The sequence below is a fragment of the Klebsiella sp. K4 genome, assembly GCF_014596785.2.
Lineage (GTDB): Bacteria > Pseudomonadota > Gammaproteobacteria > Enterobacterales > Enterobacteriaceae > Klebsiella > Klebsiella pneumoniae.
In genome coordinates this window covers 2,720,592-2,737,928 of sequence record NZ_CP115021.1, presented here as the reverse complement: position 1 = coordinate 2,737,928, position 17,337 = coordinate 2,720,592, and the positions used below count along the sequence as shown (strand labels likewise).

Below are 17,337 nucleotides of genomic sequence, written 5' to 3'. Positions count from 1 at the left end.
CACCTCTGGTTAGCTGTTAATTCTTTATTTTTTGCGCTACTCAGGAGTGAATCATGCAACGTAGAACGTTATTAAAAGCTTTTGCACTCTCCGCCTCTGTTATGGCTATGGGTCTCTCCTTTCAGGCCTATGCCGCCGACACCATCAAAGTCGGGATCATGCATTCGCTCTCCGGGACGATGGCGATTTCCGAAACGCCGCTGAAAGACGTCGCGCTGATGGCCATCGACGACATCAACGCCAAAGGCGGGGTGCTGGGCAAGAAACTGGAGCCGGTGGTGGTCGACCCGGCCTCCAACTGGCCGCTGTTTGCCGAGAAGGCGCGCCAGCTGCTGGCCCAGGATAAAGTGGCGGTGGTGTTTGGCTGCTGGACGTCGGTCTCGCGTAAATCGGTCCTGCCGGTGTTTGAGGAGCTGAACGGCCTGCTGTTCTACCCGGTGCAGTACGAAGGGGAAGAGATGTCCCCCAACGTCTTCTATACCGGCGCGGCGCCTAACCAGCAGGCTATCCCGGCGGTGGAATACCTGCTGAGCGAGGACGGCGGCGGCGCTAAACGTTTCTTCCTGCTGGGGACGGACTACGTCTATCCACGCACTACCAACAAGATCCTCCGCGCCTTCCTGCATGCCAAAGGGATCCAGGACAAAGATATCGAGGAGGTCTACACCCCGTTCGGCTACAGCGATTACCAGACCATCGTCGCCAATATCAAAAAATTCGCCGCCGGTGGCAAAACGGCAGTGGTCTCCACCATCAATGGCGATTCCAACGTACCGTTCTACAAAGAGCTGGCTAACCAGGGTTTGAAAGCGACCGATGTACCGGTGGTGGCCTTCTCGGTGGGGGAAGAGGAGCTGCGCGGCATCGATACCAAACCGCTGGTCGGCAACCTCGCGGCATGGAACTACTTTGAGTCCGTCGATAATCCGACCAACAAAGCCTTTGTCGCCGATTATCGCGCGTATGCCAAAGCGCACAAGCTGCCGAATGCCGATACGGTGGTGACCAACGATCCGATGGAAGCGACCTGGGTGGGCCTGCATATGTGGGCGCAGGCGGTGACCAAAGCGGGCACCACCGATGTTGACAAAGTACGCGAGGCGATGGCCGGGCAGACCTTCAACGCGCCGTCCGGATTTACCCTGACCATGGATGCCACCAACCACCATCTGCATAAGCCGGTGATGATCGGTGAAATTGAAGGCAACGGCCAGTTCAACGTGGTCTGGCAGACCGATGAGCCCGTCCGCGCGCAGCCGTGGAGCCCGTGGATCCCCGGTAATGATAAGAAACCTGACCATCCGGTGAAAACCGTCAGCCAGTAAGCGCCACGGCCGACGGGGCGGGAGCGTCGCGCTCGTCGGCCGCTGACCAGAGGAGAACGACATGAACGCATTGCGTCTCATGAATGTGTTGGCGCTACTGCTGATCCTGCTGCCATGGCGGGCGCAGGCCGCGGAGGCGGACGACTTCGTTGCCGCCAGTCGCAGCCAGCAGGCGCAGCTGTTGACCCAGTGGGCGGCAGCGCCGCAGGCGGATCGTCTGCCGCTGCTGCGGGCGTTGACCACCGAGAGCCTGGTGATGGACGACGGAAAACATGCTTTCCGCACCCGACAGGGCGGATTACAGCCATTGGGCGCTGTCGCCGCGCCGCAGGGCGAAACCCGACCGGTCCGTCTGACCAACAGGCTGCGCAATCTGGCTGCCGGCGCGCTGGCCAGCCACCTTATTTTAAGTGACAACGTCACGGAGAGAGCTTCCGCCGCACGAACGCTACAGCGGGAAGCGACCCCGGCTATGGCCGCGCTGCTGCAACAGCGGCTGCAGGCGGAAACCGATGATAATGTGCGGGGTCTGCTGGAGGTGGCGCTGGCGCGCCTGCAGTTGACTCAGCCTGAGGCCAGCGCGCGGCTGGCCGCCGTGACGCTGCTCGGCCATTCCGCGGACCCGGAAACCCAGGCGCTGCTTATCCCCTTTACCGATGCCCAACATGAGCCGGATGCGGCGGTGCGCGAGGCGGCCAGCGACAGCCTGCAAAAGATCAAACATCGTCTGCTGCTCGGCGATCTGCTGGGCCAGGCCTTTATGGGGCTGTCGCTGGGATCGGTGCTGTTGCTGGCCGCGCTGGGGCTGGCGATCACCTATGGCCTGCTGGGGGTGATTAACATGGCCCACGGCGAGATGTTAATGATCGGCGCCTACAGCTGCTGGCTGGTACAGCAGGCGCTGGCGCAGCTCGCGCCGCAATGGCTGGCCTTTTATCCGCTGGTCGCGCTGCCGGTGGCGTTTCTGGTGACCGCCGGGATCGGCATGGCGCTGGAGCGCACCATTATTCGTCATCTGTATGGTCGGCCGCTGGAAACGCTGCTCGCCACCTGGGGGATCAGCCTGATGCTTATCCAGCTGGTGAGGATGCTGTTTGGCGCGCAGAACGTGGAGGTGGCAAACCCGGCCTGGCTCTCCGGCGGCGTGCAGGTCCTGCCGAACCTGATCCTGCCGTGGAACCGGCTGGCGGTGCTGGCGTTCGTCCTGCTGGTGCTGTGTTTTACCTGGCTCATCCTGAACCGTACCCGTCTGGGTATGAACGTCCGCGCCGTGACGCAGAACCGGGCGATGGCCGCCTGCTGCGGCGTACCTACCGGGCGGGTGGATATGCTGGCCTTTGGCCTCGGCTCCGGTATTGCCGGGCTGGGCGGCGTGGCGCTGTCGCAGCTTGGCAACGTCGGGCCTGAACTGGGTCAGGGATACATCATCGACTCGTTTCTGGTGGTGGTGCTCGGCGGCGTCGGCCAGCTGGCCGGCAGCGTGGCGGCGGCCTTTGGGCTGGGCATTTTCAACAAAATTCTCGAACCGCAAATGGGCGCGGTGCTGGGCAAGATCCTGATCCTGGTGATGATTATTCTGTTTATTCAGAAACGCCCGCAGGGTCTGTTCGCGCTGAAAGGGAGGGTTATTGACTAATGAGCCAACCAATCACCTTAACGCTGGCGCAGCGCGCGCCGCGGCCTCTGCGCTGGCTGGGGATCCTGCTGGTGTTGGGGCTGCTGAGTATGCCATTCCTGGCGCTGCTGCCGGCCTCCCATCCGCTGGCGGTGCCGAGCTGGCTGCTGACGCTGAGCGGCAAAATCCTCTGCTACGCCATTGTGGCGGTGGCGCTGGATCTGGTCTGGGGCTACGCGGGTATGCTGTCGCTGGGGCACGGGATCTTCTTTGCCCTCGGCGGGTACGCCATGGGGATGTACCTGATGCGCCAGGCGGCGGGCGACGGTCTGCCGGCGTTTATGTCTTTTCTCTCCTGGAGCGAGCTGCCCTGGTTCTGGTGGGGCACGCAGCATTTCGCCTGGGCGATGGCGCTGGTGGTGCTGGTTCCCGGTCTGCTGGCCCTGGTTTTCGGCTGGTTTGCATTCCGCTCGAAGATCAAAGGGGTCTATTTCTCGATCATGACCCAGGCCCTGACCTATGCCGGTATGCTGCTGTTCTTTCGCAACGAGACCGGGTTTGGCGGGAATAACGGCTTCACCGGTTTTACCACGCTGCTGGGTTTTCCGGTCACCGCCACCGGCACCCGCGCCAGCCTGTTTATGGCCACGGTTTTGCTGCTGTTGCTGACGCTGTGGCTGGGCGCGGCGCTGGCGCAGAGTAAGTTTGGCCGGATCCTCACCGCGGTACGTGACGCCGAAAACCGGCTGATGTTCTGCGGGTACGACCCGCGCGGCTTCAAGCTGCTGGTGTGGACGCTGTCGGCGGTGCTCTGCGGTCTGGCGGGGGCGTTATATGTCCCGCAGGTCGGGATCATCAACCCCAGCGAAATGTCGCCGACCAACTCCATCGAGGCCGCCATCTGGGTGGCGCTCGGCGGGCGCGGCACCCTGATTGGCCCGGTGCTTGGCGCCGGATTGGTCAACGGTGCGAAAAGCATTTTCACCGTGGCGATGCCAGAGTACTGGCAGCTGTTTCTCGGCCTCATCTTCATCATTGTGACCCTGTTTTTACCCCGCGGGGTGATGGGCCTGCTGCGTCGAGGAGACCGCTAATGCAACCGGATGAAGGACTATTTACCCGCCAGCTGCCCGGCGATCGCTTTCGCGAACAAACCGATCCGGTGCTGCAGCTGGAGAACATCAACGTCAGCTTTGACGGTTTCCGGGCGCTGACGGATCTGTCGCTGGCGATAGGCGTCGGCGAACTGCGCTGTGTGATCGGCCCCAACGGGGCGGGCAAGACCACCCTGATGAACGTGATCACCGGCAAGACCCGGCCGCAAAGCGGCAAAGCGCTCTATGACCAGTCGGTGGATCTGACCACTCTTGACCCGGTGGCCATCGCCCGCCAGGGCATCGGGCGCAAGTTTCAGAAGCCGACGGTCTTCGAAGCGCTGACGGTGGCGGAAAATCTCGCCCTGGCGATGAAGGGGGATAAATCGGTGTGGGCCAGCCTGCGCGCCCGGATGAGCAGCGAACAGGACGATCGGCTGAATGAGGTGCTGCGCTTGCTGCGTCTTGACGGCGAGCGTTACCGCCAGGCCGGTCTGCTGTCCCATGGTCAGAAACAGTTTCTTGAGATCGGCATGCTGCTGGTGCAGGAGCCGCATCTGCTGCTGCTTGATGAGCCGGCGGCCGGCATGACCGATGCGGAAACGGAGTATACGGCGGAGCTGTTTCGTACCCTGGCCGGACAGCACTCCCTGATGGTGGTGGAGCACGACATGGGATTTGTCGAGACCATCGCCGACCGGGTGACGGTCCTGCATCAGGGCCAGGTGCTGGCGGAGGGATCGCTGCGGGAGGTACAGGCCAATGAGCAGGTCATTGAAGTTTATCTGGGACGTTAAGGAGCGCCAATGTTACAGGTGAGTCAGCTACATCAATACTACGGCGGCAGCCATATTTTGCGTGGGGTGGATTTTTCCGCCCGCCAGGGCGAAGTCACCTGCCTGCTGGGGCGCAATGGCGTCGGTAAGACCACGCTGCTGAAATGCCTGATGGGGCTGATCCCGGCGCGCAGCGGTGAGGTACGCTGGCAGGATCAGAACATCACCCATCGCAAACCGCACCAGCGGGTGCAGGCCGGGGTCGCCTACGTCCCCCAGGGGCGCGAGATATTTCCGCGCCTGACGGTGGAAGAAAACCTGCTGATGGGGCTGTCGCGCTTTCCCGCCCGCGAAGCGCAGCAGGTGCCGGAGGAGATCTACCAGCTTTTCCCGGTGCTCAGGACCATGAAGCAGCGGCGAGGCGGTGACTTATCCGGCGGCCAGCAGCAGCAGCTGGCGATTGGCCGCGCGCTGGCCAGCCGCCCGCAGCTGCTGATCCTTGATGAACCCACCGAGGGGATCCAGCCCTCGGTCATCAAAGAGATTGGCGAGGTGATCCGCCAGCTGGCGAGCCGCGGAGACATGGCGATCCTGCTGGTGGAGCAGTTCTATGACTTTGCCGCCGGGCTGGCGGACCACTACCTGGTGATGTCGCGCGGCGCCATCGTCCAGCAAGGCAAGGGGGGTGATATGGAGAGCGACGGCGTGCGCGCCATGGTGACCATCTGACCAGGCCGGCGGCGGTCGCGCCGCCGGTTTGCGGCCTATTTGCGCAGCAGCCGCTGCAGGCGCGCCTGGCGCCAGTTTTTAATCCATTCGCCGAACACGAACAGGCGTAATCCTCTCACCACCAGCAGGGCGCCCCAGATCAGGGCGACCCAGCCGGACCAGTAGTACTGTGGATTAGTGAAGCGGTTAAGCACCGCCAGCAGCACGCAAACCACCAGCGCCACCGACAGCGAACGGAAAAAGCGGCTCTCCTGATGCACCCGCGCTTTGGCTTCCTCTATGCGCAAATCCAGTGAGGCTTCCTGGCCCGGCGCGTCTTCCCGCCGGGCTTCGCCGCCGATCTCGGCCACCGTCACCTCAAAGACCGCGGCGAGGGCGCTGAGGGTCTCCAGCCCCGGGCGTTCGCCATTCTCAATGCGCTGGATCGTGCGGACGCTGAGACCCGCCATTTCGGCCAGCTGCTCCTGGGACCAGGCGCGCTGCAGCCGTAATTGTTTGACCTGATTGTTGCTGTTCATATTCGTATGCTCCATAACGTTCTGCGGATGTAAACCTGTGATGGAGTATGGTGAACCGGGCCGCCAGCCACCACGACAGCGACCCGACAGCGACCCGACAACGGCCCGACAGCAACCTGACAGCCGCACGCCAGCTGGCGTCAGGCGTTGGCCAGCGGAGAATCCGGTTGCCAGGGGCGGGCATTGATCCCGCGGAAAATCATCAGCCAGGCGGCGACAATCGCCACGATAAGAATGACAAAAAGCGACCAGTGCGGCAGATGGGTGAGGATCAACCCCGTCAGCATCGGGTTGAATGCCGCCCCCAGCCACCCCAGCGACTGGGCGGAGAAGTAGCTGGCCTTCATCCCCGGCGGGGCAATATGGTCAATCAGCATATACTCCCCGGGGGCATAAATCACTTCCCCGAGGGTGAAGATCGCCGCCGAGATCCCCCACGCCCACAGGCTGGCGCCAGAGAACATAAAGCCCACAAGGCCGATCACAAAGCAGACGGTGCCGAAGGTCATTAGCGGGCGGATATTTCTCGCGCTCAGCCGCCGGCCAACCGCGTACTGCAGAGCAACCACCACCGCGGCGTTGACCGGCAGCACCACGGCCACCACTTTCTCGGCGAAATCGCTGCTGGCGACCACCAGCACATACTGCGAGAGACAGGAGGCGAAGGCGCCGCCGACGAAGGAGGCCAGCAGCCCGGAGCAGGTAAACCACAGCAGCGCCCGGTCGCGCAGCAACACCGAAGGCGTCCAGGGCGCGGCGCCCGGCTGGGCCGCGGCGGCGCCATCCCGCTGAAGAAACAGCTGAATAAACACCAGCGGAAAGGCGGCGCAGGCGGCCGCCAGCCAGAACGGCAAATTGATACTGTGCATTACCAGCAGGGTGCCGATGGGCGGCCCAACGGTCCAGCCGATGTTGAGGATGGTGTAGTTCAGCGAGAAGATGCGCGCTTTTTTCTCTGCCGTCAGCCGGTCGGCGAACCAGGCTTTCAGGACGGTGGAAAAGACCGAGTAGGCGCAGTTGATCAGCGCAAAGAAGATCACCACCAGGAGGGCGTTATTGACCAGCGGTATTGCGCTGAAGCCGAGAATAAACACCAGCACTGACCACACCATATAGCGCTTTTTATCGAACCTGTCAGCGAGGATGCCAAAACCCATGCTGAACAACACCCCAACCACCAGCGCCAGCGACAGGGCATAGCCAATCACATCCACCTCCAGCTGAAAGCGTCGGGTGAGATAGATGGTCATAAACGGCAGTGTGGCCCCGCGGCCGATAGTCAACAGTAACGACGATGCCAGCAGCGCGATGGTGGAGCGCCGGAGAGTGGTGATCATGATTTCCTTGCCTGTCATGTTGTTATAATTTTATGTCTTCGATCACAAATAACACGGCCATTACGCCTTGTACAGGTCATCGCGGTCGACGGGCGCACTTCCGGGCCTGCCAAAAATAATGATCTATCCCGGCGGCCGCTTTTTCGCTACTTTGATTTTGTTCACAAAAATTCCAATAACGACAGAGGCAGGGGTATGACGAGGAAAGATGGACTACTGGCGCTGCTGGTAGTGGTGGTGTGGGGGCTTAACTTTGTGGTGATTAAGCTGGGGTTGCACAATATGCCGCCGCTGATGCTGGCGGGGCTGCGCTTTATGCTGGTCGCCTTCCCGGCGCTGCTGTTTGTCGCCCGGCCAGCTATTCCGCTGCGCCTGCTGCTGGGCTATGGCCTGACCATAAGTTTCGGTCAGTTCGCCTTTCTGTTCTGCGCTATCGGTCTGGGTATGCCGGCCGGGCTGGCCTCCCTTGTGCTGCAGGCGCAAGCCTTCTTCACCATCATCCTTGGCGCCTTCGTCTTTGGCGAACGTCTGCAGGGCAAGCAGCTGGCGGGGATCGCCCTGGCGATCTTTGGCGTGCTGGTGCTGGTGGAGGGCAGCCTTGGCGGGGAGCATGTGCCGCTGGTGGGCTTTATGCTGACCCTCGCGGCGGCGCTCAGCTGGGCCTGCGGCAATATTTTCAACAAGAAAATCATGTCCCAGGCGAGCCGGCCACCAATCATGTCGCTGGTGGTCTGGAGCGCGCTGATCCCGGTGCTGCCGTTTATGCTGGCCTCATTGTTGATCGATGGCCCGCAGACCATGCTGGCGAGTCTGCAACACATCGATCTGCTAACGATACTGTCGCTGCTTTATCTGGCGTTTATCGCCACTATCGTCGGCTATGGCATCTGGGGATCGCTGCTGGGGCGGTATGAAACCTGGCGGGTGGCGCCGCTGTCGCTGCTGGTGCCGGTGGTGGGAATGGCCAGCGCTGCGCTGCTGCTCGGGGAGACGCTGAGCGGACTGCAGCTCACCGGGGCGGTGCTGATTATGGCCGGGCTCTACATTAATGTCTTTGGCTTACGTTTGGTGCGGCCTGGCATGGCGCGCGGTTAAAAAAAAGCCCCGGAGACGGGGCTATACACAATTATGCGTGTAATGGCATCACAGGTCGTGCTGCTGGTAGTACGGCACGCCAAGTTCGTCAGATTTATCATTACCAGCCGCCATATGATTGAAATCAAACGGCGAATCATTATGTTCTGAAGGGATAATCATTGTATCACGCTGGTTTTGACGCACCGGCGTGGTGTTTTGCTCCGCATAGCTGAGGCTGGAGGCCAACGACAAGACTACGATAGCTGCGGCAGCGAATAGTTTCATGATTTCCTCAATACGTCTTTTATAGTGCAGGCGATTAACATCAGTTATTTAGCGGATGTAGATAGCGGGATTCGCCAGGTACATTCGTTATGCGATACTTGTGGGGCGGAACATCGAAATAGTTCTTGAACGTTCGCGTCAGGGTCTGCTGCGACTCGAAACCATAGCGTTCCGCCAGGTACAGGATTGGCTCATTGCTCTGCTTGAGCTTCTGCGCAATCTCCGTCAGCTTGCGGCTGCGGATGTACTGGCCGAGGGAATGGCCGGTCTCTTTCTTAAACATACGTTGCAGGTGCCACTTAGAGTAACCGGAGCGCTCAGACACTTTTTCCAGCGACAGGGGCGATTCCAGGTTATCCTCGATCCACGACAAAATACTATGGATAGTGATGGCGTCATTATTACGTCTGGACATCATCTTACCTCTTCTTATTTTTACGGCAGGACCTTCTTGAGCAGTTGCTCAAGCATGGCGACTTCGTCCGCCGACAGATTTTTCGTTAACTCCTGGTGTAACTTCTGACCCACAACCTGATGACACTGCTCGCAAAGGGCTGCGCCGTCCGGCGTCAACTGCACCAGCACGCCGCGCTTGTCAGCGGGGTTGGGTAACCGTTCAATCCAGCCTTTGCACGCCAGGCGGTCGAGCATGCGCGTCATCGCGCCCGGGTCGACGGAAAGCACGGTTTTCAGCTCAACGGGGGTAATACATACTTCGCAACGAATGGAGCAGAGCACGCGAAACTGGGTCGCGGTAATATCCATAGGTGAGAGGTAGTCATTGAGCAGGCGATCTTTTTTCTGGTTAACCATCTGGATCAAGCGACCCAGCGGGATCATTTCATTAAACAGGTCGCTGGTACTTTTCATAATGGTTGCCCAGGCAAGTAATTAGTTGCAAGTGATACTATTGCCCAGGCAATCATAAGTCAACATTATGAATTGGCCGATGCCACGATTTGCTAAAATGGAAAAGTACGATGTGGGTCACTCTTTATGATTTTTCTAACGCTTGTTATTTTTTTGCATAAGTGATTTATCAGCAGGTTGGCGTCAAATTTGTTGAAGCCGATATACTCACGGAATGAAACCATTCTTAAAAAATGAATATTAACGGGACTTTAATTAACTATGTTCGATTTGTTTAAAGCAATAGGGCTCGGCCTGGCGGTGCTTTTACCGCTGGCGAATCCACTCACAACCGTGGCGCTGTTCCTTGGCCTGGCCGGTAATATGAACAACGCCGAGCGTAATAAACAGGCGTTAATGGCATCGGTGTATGTCTTCGCCATCCTGATGGTGTCGTGGTATGCCGGTCAGGTGGTGATGAATACATTCGGCATATCAATACCTGGGCTGCGTATCGCCGGCGGATTGATTGTGGCCTTTATCGGTTTCCGCATGCTGTTTCCCCAGCAAAAAGCCCACGATTCGATGGAAGCGAAGATCAAATCGGAAGAACTGCAGGATGAACCGACCGCCAATATCGCCTTTGTGCCGCTGGCGATGCCAAGCACCGCCGGTCCGGGCACCATCGCGATGATTATTAGCTCCGCCTCGACCGTTAAGCACGGCGTGGACTTCCCGGAGTGGGTGGTGCTGGCGGCGCCGCCGATCATCTTTTTGCTGTTAGGGGTGATTCTGTGGGCTTGTCTGCGCAGTTCCGGCGCGATTATGCGTCTGGTTGGCAAAGGCGGCATCGAGGCCATCTCGCGACTGATGGGCTTTCTGCTGGTCTGCATGGGCGTGCAGTTTATTATTAATGGCGTGCTGGAGATCATTTCGACCTGGCATCCCTGACCGCCCGCGATGCGCAGAGAAAAAAAGCCCGCCGGCGCGATACCGGCGGGCTTTTTTGTGCGACGGATTCAGGAGTGGTGCGGCTGATGGTCTTCCAGCGATACCGGCCAGCGACGGAATATCATCAGCGACCAGACCAGCGCGACCAGCGCCGGAATGGCGCCGACGTAGCCGACGGAGGCCATGGAAAGATGCAGACTCACCTGGCTGCCGACCAGCGCCCCGGCGCCTATGCCGATATTAAAGATGCCCGAGAACAGAGACATGGCGACGTCGGTGGCATCCGGAGCGGAGGCCAGCACTTTCACCTGCATGCCGAGACCGATAATCATGATCGCCACCCCCCAGAAGATGCTGAGCAGCATCAGGTGCTGCGGGTTATGCGAGGCCGGCAGCAGCAGCAGCAGGCAGGCGAGCAGCAGGGCAATCGCCAGGCTTATCAGCCCCGACGCGTGCTGGTTACCGAGTTTACCGAACAGAATGCTGCCGATAATACCGGCCCCGCCAAGGATCAGCAGCAGTACGGTGGCAAAGTTGCCGCTCAGGCCCGCTACCGTCTGGACAAAGGGCTCGATATAGCTGTAGGCGGTATAATGAGCGGTCACCACCACCACGGTCAGAATGTACACGCTGACCAGCGCCGGACGGCGGAACAGCACCGGCAGGCTTTTCAGCGAGCCAGAATGTTCGCTCGGCAGGGTCGGCAGCAGTTTTACGAGGCAGGCCAGGGTGGCTAACGCGCCGAGGCCGATCGCCAGGAAGGTCATCCGCCAGCCAAAGTACTGGCCGATAATGCGCCCGATCGGAATACCAAACACCATCGCCAGCGCGGTACCGGTGGCGATCAGGCTCAGCGCCTGCGCCCGTTTGCCCGGCGGGGCCATGCGGATGGCCAGTGCCGACGTTATCGACCAGAACACTGCATGCGCAAAGGCGATACCAATGCGGCTGATCACCAGCACGTCAAAATTCCAGGCAAAAAACGACAGGACGTGGCTGGCGATAAACAGAATAAACAGGCCGATAAGCAGGCGCCGGCGCTCCACTTTGCTGGTCAGCAGCATAAACGGCAGCGACATTAACGCCACCACCCATGCGTAGATGGTCAGCATCATGCCCACCTGGGCGGTTTCCATGCCGAAGCTGTCGGCAATATCCGACAACAGACCGACCGGGGCAAACTCTGTGGTGTTAAAAATAAACGCGGCGATGGCCAACGTCACGACACGTAGCCACGCTACCTTGCGTGAGACCGTATTCGTAGTCATAAGCTCTGGACTGGTGATTCAGGGAAAGATGTGACGCTGATCTTAAAACGATTGTTGGCGAAAAGACAATCATTTTGTGATCTGCGTCTCATTTCATCGCAAGGGGCTGGCCGCGGTTAAGCGATTAATTTTGCTATGGATAGTGTCAAGGGGGCGCTTTTATGTCATGTTGAAGGAAAGTAAAAAAAGTAAGGACAGGGTATGCAGGAAATTCAATTTTATCTGGTCGATGCTTTCAGCGATAAAAACTTTGGCGGCAATGCCGCGGCCATCTGCCCGCTCAGCGAGTGGTTAGCCGACGATGTGCTCCTGAAAATGGCCCAGCAGCATAATCAATCCGAAACGGCTTTCTTTGTCCGTACCGACGAGGGCTATGAGCTGCGCTGGTTTACCACACTCGCTGAGATCAATCTCTGCGGCCACGCGACCCTCGCCGCTGCGCACGTTATTTTCGAATATCTCGACCATCCTTCGGCGACGATTCTCTTTAGCACCCGTTTTGTTGGTGAGCTGCGGGTCACCCGTAATGGCGACTGGCTGACGCTCGATTTCCCGGCGTGGTCGACCTCCCCGGTGGAAAACCCGCCGGCGGATCTGCTGACCGGGTTGGGACTCGAGGCCGCCGTTGAAGTTCGGGAAGGACGCGATTATCTGGTGGTACTGGCGGATCGCCAGCAGGTTGAAGCGGTGCGACCGGATATGGCGCGGCTGCGAACGCTTGGCAAAATGATCTGCGTCAGCGCGCCGGATGAAGAGTATGACTTTGTCAGCCGCTTCTTCTGCCCGGGAGAAGGGGTGCCGGAAGATCCGGTCACCGGCTCCGCCCATAGCATGCTGATCCCCTGGTGGGGCGAAAAGCTGGGGAAAACCACCATGATGGCGCGCCAGGTCTCCGCTCGCGGCGGCGACCTGCGCTGCCAGTGGCAGGGCGACCGTGTGCTGATTAGCGGCCAGGCCACCACCTATATGCGCGGAACGGTTTACCTGCGAGGTTAACAATGTGTTTACGCCCGGTGGCGTCCTCTACCGGGCGGATTGGACTTAATGTTGTTCTGCGGCATTAAGGACGGGTGACTTTCCACCTTTGTCATTGATAGGTTCAATTTTACCCATCAGGAACAGGTAGTTGATTATCCCGATAACGACAAGAATGGCCGAGAAAATCAGTGCCCAGTTGAATGAGCCTGTCGCAGCAACGATCGCACCCGTAATGATCGGACCGACTGCGCCTCCCATATTCGAAACCGTATTTTGCAGCCCAGCGACAATTGAGACGCTATTTTTGGGTGCAACATCACCCGGTAAGGCCCAAACCTGCGATGCGGCGACCGTCGTGCCTGATTTCGCGACACACAAGAGAAAGACGGTCATAAACACAGAGTCGGTAAATGGTGCAAAGCCGATACAAAGTGCCATAAGCAAGCCGATAGTCAAAAACAGTTTACGGGTCGCTGTTAGAGACAGTACTTTCTTATGTACCAGACGATCCGAGGCCCAGCCAGCAAAAACTTCAATCACCATCCCGCATAATAAAGGCAGAGCGGCTACCATTCCCATTTTAATAAAATCCATACCTTTTTCTTTTACCAGGTAAGTAGGGAGCCAGGTAATAAAAAAATAGGAGGTATAATTGATGGTAAAAAAGCCGATGCACATTGCCCAAATGTTACGATAACGCAAGAGCTTATACCATTTCATGGGCAATACAGTTTTGTCGCCGTGATGTTGTTTTTGGCCATCGCGAATAATACGCACTTCTGAAGGACTGATGCGTTTGTGTTCTTCCGGGTTTTCAGCATAGATAAAATACCAGGCGATAACCCATAAAATGCCCACACTGCCGATAATCAAAAAGGTCAGTCGCCAGTCAAAGGTGTAGATCATCCAGACGATAAGCGGCATGGCAATCGCCCCGCCAAATTTTGACGCACTATCGAAGAGTCCGGATACGGTGGCACGTTCTTTATCCGGAAACCAGCGTGCGGCGATCCCTGCGTTGCTGGGGTAGGCGGCGGCCTCGCCAACACCTAAAGCCAGACGCAGTGCCAGAAGTGATTTAAAACCCGTGGCAACACCCATCATCGAGGTGGCAATTGACCACCAGGCGACGGCTAAACCAAGACCTTTTTTCTGACCAAAACGATCGGCGAACCACCCAGCGGGGATCTGTAATAACGAGTATGACCAAAAAAAAGCAGCCATGATAAACCCCATCATTTCGGGGTCGAGTTTCAGTTCATCGATTAAATGTGGGGCTGCGGCAGATAATACTGTCCGGTCGATATAGTTGATGGCAATAGCCAACCACATTAACCCGGCTATCCACCAGCGAATACGAGTAGTGTTAGCTGTCGTGTTCATATATTCGGCTCTAAGTAGATGTTCGTTATATTGGTGGGAATGGCATGCTTCCCACCTCGTTATTTACAGCGAATTCATAATGTTTTCAGGTCGTTCACCACGACAGACGCAGGTAATAATATTGTTGACGCAGCGCGCGCTAATATTGCTAATTGCGCCATCCGTATATCCAGCAATATGAGATGTTGGCGCAAAATTCGCCAGGGTAAATAAAGGGTGCGTAGCGCAAGGTTCCTCGAGAAAAACGTCAGCTGCGGCTCCGGCGAGGTGTCCTGATTTTAGTGCTTCATACAACGCTTGTTCATCAACAATACCGCCTCTGGAAACATTGATCAGGAATGCCCCTGATTTCATCTGCTGTAGCCGGGCGGCATTAAACATATTTTCAGTTTCCGGGGTTAAAGGGGTATGCAGGCTAATAAAATCACTTTGCGCCGTCAGGGTATCCAGTGAGACATATTCAATCTGGTGTTGTTGTGCAAATTCTCTGTCTGGCCAGGCGTCGGTGGCGAGCACTCGCATATTGAATCCGCGCGCACGTCGCGTCACTTCCTTACCGATATGGCCTAAACCGACGATCCCCAGGGTTTTGCCATACACATCAGTGGCAAAAATACGAGGCCAGTTGCCTGCTTTCGTTTCACTGATTGCCTGAGAAATCTGGCGGGCAGTATTGAGAATTAAGCCAAAAGCAAAATCGGCCACCGCATGCTTGTTGGCATCAGGAACGTTAGTGACAAAAATTTTGCGCTGACGTGTAGCGTTAAGATCGATGTTATCCACACCAACGCCGTGTTTGCAGACAATTTTTAACCTCGGGGCCTTTGCCAGCAGCGATTCATTGATGTCGGTGAAGGCGACAATCATCGCTATGGCATCAGGCAGATGCTGAGCCAGCATCTCTATAGAGGCATCGGCAGGCAACATGACCAGTTCAAGATCGGCCTCTTTCAGTGCCGAAATGGGCGCATCGTCGTATTTGGCGAATGAGGGCGAGGTGCAAATTACTTTCATAACCGTTTCCTGTTTACTGGCGACAATGAGCGTCGCAAATACAAGACCTTGCCCCAGCCAGTGATGGCCGGGGGGGATACGTAAATTAGTGAAGGTAGGTGTTAATGATATTTTTAATCTGCTGCAGCTGGTGGTCACTAAACTGCACCGCGTAGCGGCTGTCGCCCACCTCGTGACCCATTAGCTGCAGGGCTTTCTTCACCGCCGCAGGCGAGAACGCCACTTTATACAGATCGGTGCGCAGGCCCGTTACCTGCTCCTGGGCCTGGCGCGATCCGGCGATATCCCCGGCGTGAAAGCGCGACCAGATGGCGTTAATTTCAGCGGGGGCGACGTTGGCAAGCCCCGAGATGCAGGCCGAGCAGCCGTCGACAAATCCCTGATGGATAAGCGAGTCCGGCCCGTTCAGAACGTCGAAACCGTCGATATCGCGCACCGCGTCGAGAAAGCCTTTCAGGCTGTCGTAGCTGCCGGCGCTATCCTTAATGCCGACGATATTCTCGTGGCGGGCCAGCTGGCGCGCGGTCTCCGGGGCAATAGTGTTGCCGGTGCGGGCGGGAATGTTGTAAAGAAAGAGCGGGACGCTCAGCGCGTCGGCGATCGCCGTATAGTGGTTAATCAGCTCTTCCTGCTTCAAGGGCACGAACCACGGGGTAATGGCCGATACCGCGTCAACTCCGAGGCGGGCGATCTGCTGGCCCAGCCGGCGCGTCTCCCGGGTGGAAACCTCCCCAATATGGGCCACCACCGGCGCGCGACCGGCCGCCTCTTCCACGCAGGTTCTGGCGACGGCGATCTTCTCTTCCTCATTGAGGACAAAAAACTCGCCGTTGGTGCCGCCGCAGAAAATACCGTTGCCTGCGGCGAGCTGGCGCTGCACCTGCTGGCGTAGAGCCGGCAGGTTAAGCGCTCCCTCGGCGGTAAAGGGAGTGACAATGGCGGTGAGTACGCCGCTAATAGCTTTCCTCATTTAACTTTCTCCTGTTAGGCATGTTCTGGATACAGCGTTTGGTAGATGGCCGCGATCTCTTCGCGGCTGACGCTGCATGGGGCATTGTTCATCAGGCGTTTGACGTTTTGCGCCGCTGCGCTGAGGGCGGAAATACTCTCCTGAGGCACGCCTAGCGCGGCCAGGTTGTCCGGCAGCGGCAGTCGTTTGACCAGCGCCGCCAGCCATGCGACCAGCGCATGGGATTTCTCTTCCGCGCTGAGCGTGCGATCTGCATCGGGGATCAGGTCCCAGACTTGAGCGAACTTCGCCACCGCGTGAGGGCGGACCACCCGCATGCAGGGCGCCAGCAGAATGGCGTTGGCCACCCCGTGCGGCAGGTGCCAGGTACCGCCAAGCGGATAGGAGAGCGCATGCACCAGGTGAGTGCCGGCATAGTTGATCGCTGCGCCGCCGTACCACGAGGCCCAGAGCATCTCCAGCTTCGCCGTCAGATCCTGCGGCTGATTTACCGAACGCTCGATATGGCGTACCAGCTTGTGTAAACCGATTAACGCGGCGTTATCGCTCACCGGGTTGGCGACGGTGGAGGTAAAGCACTCCAGCAGATGACACAGAGCATCGATTCCGGTCGACGCCGCGATGCTGGGCGGCATGCTGGTGGTCAGCTCCGGCAGCAGGGCGACATAGTCCGGAAGCAGCACCGGGGAGATGATCCCCACCTTCGTCTGCTGCTCGGGGATCGCCAGAATGGCGTTCGGCGTCGCTTCGGATCCGGTGCCCGCGGTGGCCGGGATTAACAATGAGCAAATTCGTCGTTGCGGCTGCTCGCCTGCCAGCAGGGACGTCAGCGAGGGCGCCTCAGGGTGCAGAAGTACTGACAGCAGTTTTGCTACATCCAGTACGCTCCCCCCGCCGATACCAACGACCATCTGCGGCTGGCTGGCGCCCAGCTGGCTGACGATCTGCGTAACATCGTGATGGTTGGGCTCAGCTGGCACGCTGTCAATGACCTCAACTTCACGCCCTTCAGCCGCCAGCAGGCGATGAATCGCCTGGGTTGCCTCCAGCGCCCCGACGTTCTTGTCGGTCACCAGCAGGATTGAGGTTTTACCGGCCAGCAGCGGGAGCAGGGCCGATGAGGCGCCAGCCCCGCTGATGATTGTGCTGTGTATCGTCGCCACGCGTT

18 protein-coding genes and 1 pseudogene are annotated in these 17,337 nt (G+C 58.4%); 9 read left to right on the top strand and 10 right to left on the bottom strand.

The features are described from left to right. The first annotated feature begins 53 nt into the window (after nt 1-53). The 5 genes from urtA to urtE all read left to right on the top strand — a co-directional run bounded on the left by urtA (nt 54) and on the right by urtE (nt 5,539). Nucleotides 54-1,325 carry an urea ABC transporter substrate-binding protein gene (gene urtA / locus IB144_RS13680; RefSeq protein ID WP_004224704.1) on the top strand — a complete coding sequence of 424 codons (1,272 nt, stop codon included), beginning with the start codon at nt 54-56 and terminating at the stop codon, nt 1,323-1,325. A gap of 61 nt (nt 1,326-1,386) precedes the next feature. After that, nucleotides 1,387-2,961 carry an urea ABC transporter permease subunit UrtB gene (gene urtB / locus IB144_RS13675; protein ID WP_004179758.1) on the top strand — a complete coding sequence of 525 codons (1,575 nt, stop codon included), beginning with the start codon at nt 1,387-1,389 and terminating at the stop codon, nt 2,959-2,961. Then, a complete protein-coding gene (urtC, locus tag IB144_RS13670) occupies nt 2,961-4,034 on the top strand; it encodes an urea ABC transporter permease subunit UrtC (RefSeq protein ID WP_004148341.1) in 1,074 nt (357 codons plus the stop codon). Before urtB ends, urtC begins: the two co-directional genes overlap by 1 nt. Then, nucleotides 4,034-4,831, top strand: a complete 798-nt coding sequence (gene urtD, locus IB144_RS13665) for an urea ABC transporter ATP-binding protein UrtD (RefSeq protein ID WP_065888702.1) — start codon at nt 4,034-4,036, stop codon at nt 4,829-4,831. Before urtC ends, urtD begins: the two co-directional genes overlap by 1 nt. A gap of 9 nt (nt 4,832-4,840) precedes the next feature. Continuing rightward, nucleotides 4,841-5,539 (top strand): urea ABC transporter ATP-binding subunit UrtE, encoded by a 699-nt coding sequence (gene urtE / locus IB144_RS13660; protein WP_004176246.1) that lies wholly within the window; start codon nt 4,841-4,843, stop codon nt 5,537-5,539. 35 nt (nt 5,540-5,574) lie between these two features. Here urtE and IB144_RS13655 read toward each other — a convergent pair whose 3' ends face one another. Continuing rightward, nucleotides 5,575-6,057, bottom strand: a complete 483-nt coding sequence (locus IB144_RS13655) for a helix-turn-helix domain-containing protein (protein WP_002904389.1) — start codon at nt 6,055-6,057, stop codon at nt 5,575-5,577. A gap of 140 nt (nt 6,058-6,197) precedes the next feature. Continuing rightward, nucleotides 6,198-7,394, bottom strand: coding sequence for an efflux MFS transporter YdeE (gene ydeE / locus IB144_RS13650; RefSeq protein WP_023283681.1), 1,197 nt, complete (start codon nt 7,392-7,394; stop codon nt 6,198-6,200). Between the two features lie 195 nt (nt 7,395-7,589). Here ydeE and eamA point away from each other — a divergent pair, with 195 nt between their 5' ends. Next, nucleotides 7,590-8,489 carry an O-acetylserine/cysteine exporter gene (gene eamA, locus IB144_RS13645; protein ID WP_004143566.1) on the top strand — a complete coding sequence of 300 codons (900 nt, stop codon included), beginning with the start codon at nt 7,590-7,592 and terminating at the stop codon, nt 8,487-8,489. A 48-nt stretch (nt 8,490-8,537) separates the two neighbouring features. Here eamA and marB read toward each other — a convergent pair whose 3' ends face one another. Genes marB through marR form a run of 3 tightly spaced genes read right to left on the bottom strand, consistent with a single transcriptional unit; the run spans nt 8,538 to nt 9,626 of the window. Then, nucleotides 8,538-8,756, bottom strand: coding sequence for a multiple antibiotic resistance protein MarB (gene marB / locus IB144_RS13640; protein WP_065888701.1), 219 nt, complete (start codon nt 8,754-8,756; stop codon nt 8,538-8,540). Nucleotides 8,757-8,796: 40 nt separating this feature from the next. Then, on the bottom strand, nt 8,797-9,171 hold the full coding sequence (gene marA, locus IB144_RS13635) for an MDR efflux pump AcrAB transcriptional activator MarA (protein ID WP_002904397.1): 375 nt from the start codon (nt 9,169-9,171) through the stop codon (nt 8,797-8,799). Nucleotides 9,172-9,191: 20 nt separating this feature from the next. Further along, entirely contained in the window at nt 9,192-9,626 is a 435-nt protein-coding gene (gene marR, locus IB144_RS13630) for a multiple antibiotic resistance transcriptional regulator MarR (RefSeq protein WP_004143563.1), read from the bottom strand. A gap of 89 nt (nt 9,627-9,715) precedes the next feature. On the opposite strand from marR, the pseudogene IB144_RS13625 reads away from it, so the two are divergent. Both IB144_RS13625 and IB144_RS13620 read left to right on the top strand, forming a co-directional pair. Then, nucleotides 9,716-9,784: pseudogene (locus IB144_RS13625) on the top strand (hypothetical protein); the annotation flags it as partial. 103 nt (nt 9,785-9,887) lie between these two features. Further along, complete coding sequence (locus IB144_RS13620; protein ID WP_002904403.1) at nt 9,888-10,556, top strand: MarC family NAAT transporter; 669 nt, start codon at nt 9,888-9,890, stop codon at nt 10,554-10,556. 68 nt (nt 10,557-10,624) lie between these two features. Here IB144_RS13620 and IB144_RS13615 read toward each other — a convergent pair whose 3' ends face one another. Then, nucleotides 10,625-11,824: a sugar transporter gene (locus IB144_RS13615; RefSeq protein WP_002904407.1), complete on the bottom strand. Its 1,200-nt coding sequence runs from the start codon at nt 11,822-11,824 to the stop codon at nt 10,625-10,627. Nucleotides 11,825-12,025: 201 nt separating this feature from the next. Here IB144_RS13615 and IB144_RS13610 point away from each other — a divergent pair, with 201 nt between their 5' ends. Continuing rightward, nucleotides 12,026-12,820 (top strand): PhzF family phenazine biosynthesis protein, encoded by a 795-nt coding sequence (locus tag IB144_RS13610; RefSeq protein WP_040224140.1) that lies wholly within the window; start codon nt 12,026-12,028, stop codon nt 12,818-12,820. Nucleotides 12,821-12,865: 45 nt separating this feature from the next. Here the strand turns inward: IB144_RS13610 and IB144_RS13605 are convergent, their stop codons facing one another. The 4 genes from IB144_RS13605 to IB144_RS13590 form a co-directional block, all read right to left on the bottom strand. Continuing rightward, nucleotides 12,866-14,185, bottom strand: a complete 1,320-nt coding sequence (locus IB144_RS13605; protein ID WP_004179768.1) for an MFS transporter — start codon at nt 14,183-14,185, stop codon at nt 12,866-12,868. Nucleotides 14,186-14,248: 63 nt separating this feature from the next. After that, nucleotides 14,249-15,199: a phosphoglycerate dehydrogenase gene (locus tag IB144_RS13600; protein WP_065888700.1), complete on the bottom strand. Its 951-nt coding sequence runs from the start codon at nt 15,197-15,199 to the stop codon at nt 14,249-14,251. Nucleotides 15,200-15,284: 85 nt separating this feature from the next. Next, nucleotides 15,285-16,169, bottom strand: a complete 885-nt coding sequence (locus IB144_RS13595; protein ID WP_004179772.1) for a dihydrodipicolinate synthase family protein — start codon at nt 16,167-16,169, stop codon at nt 15,285-15,287. 14 nt (nt 16,170-16,183) lie between these two features. Further along, complete coding sequence (locus IB144_RS13590) at nt 16,184-17,332, bottom strand: iron-containing alcohol dehydrogenase (RefSeq protein WP_004179774.1); 1,149 nt, start codon at nt 17,330-17,332, stop codon at nt 16,184-16,186. Between the last annotated feature and the right edge of the window lie 5 nt (nt 17,333-17,337).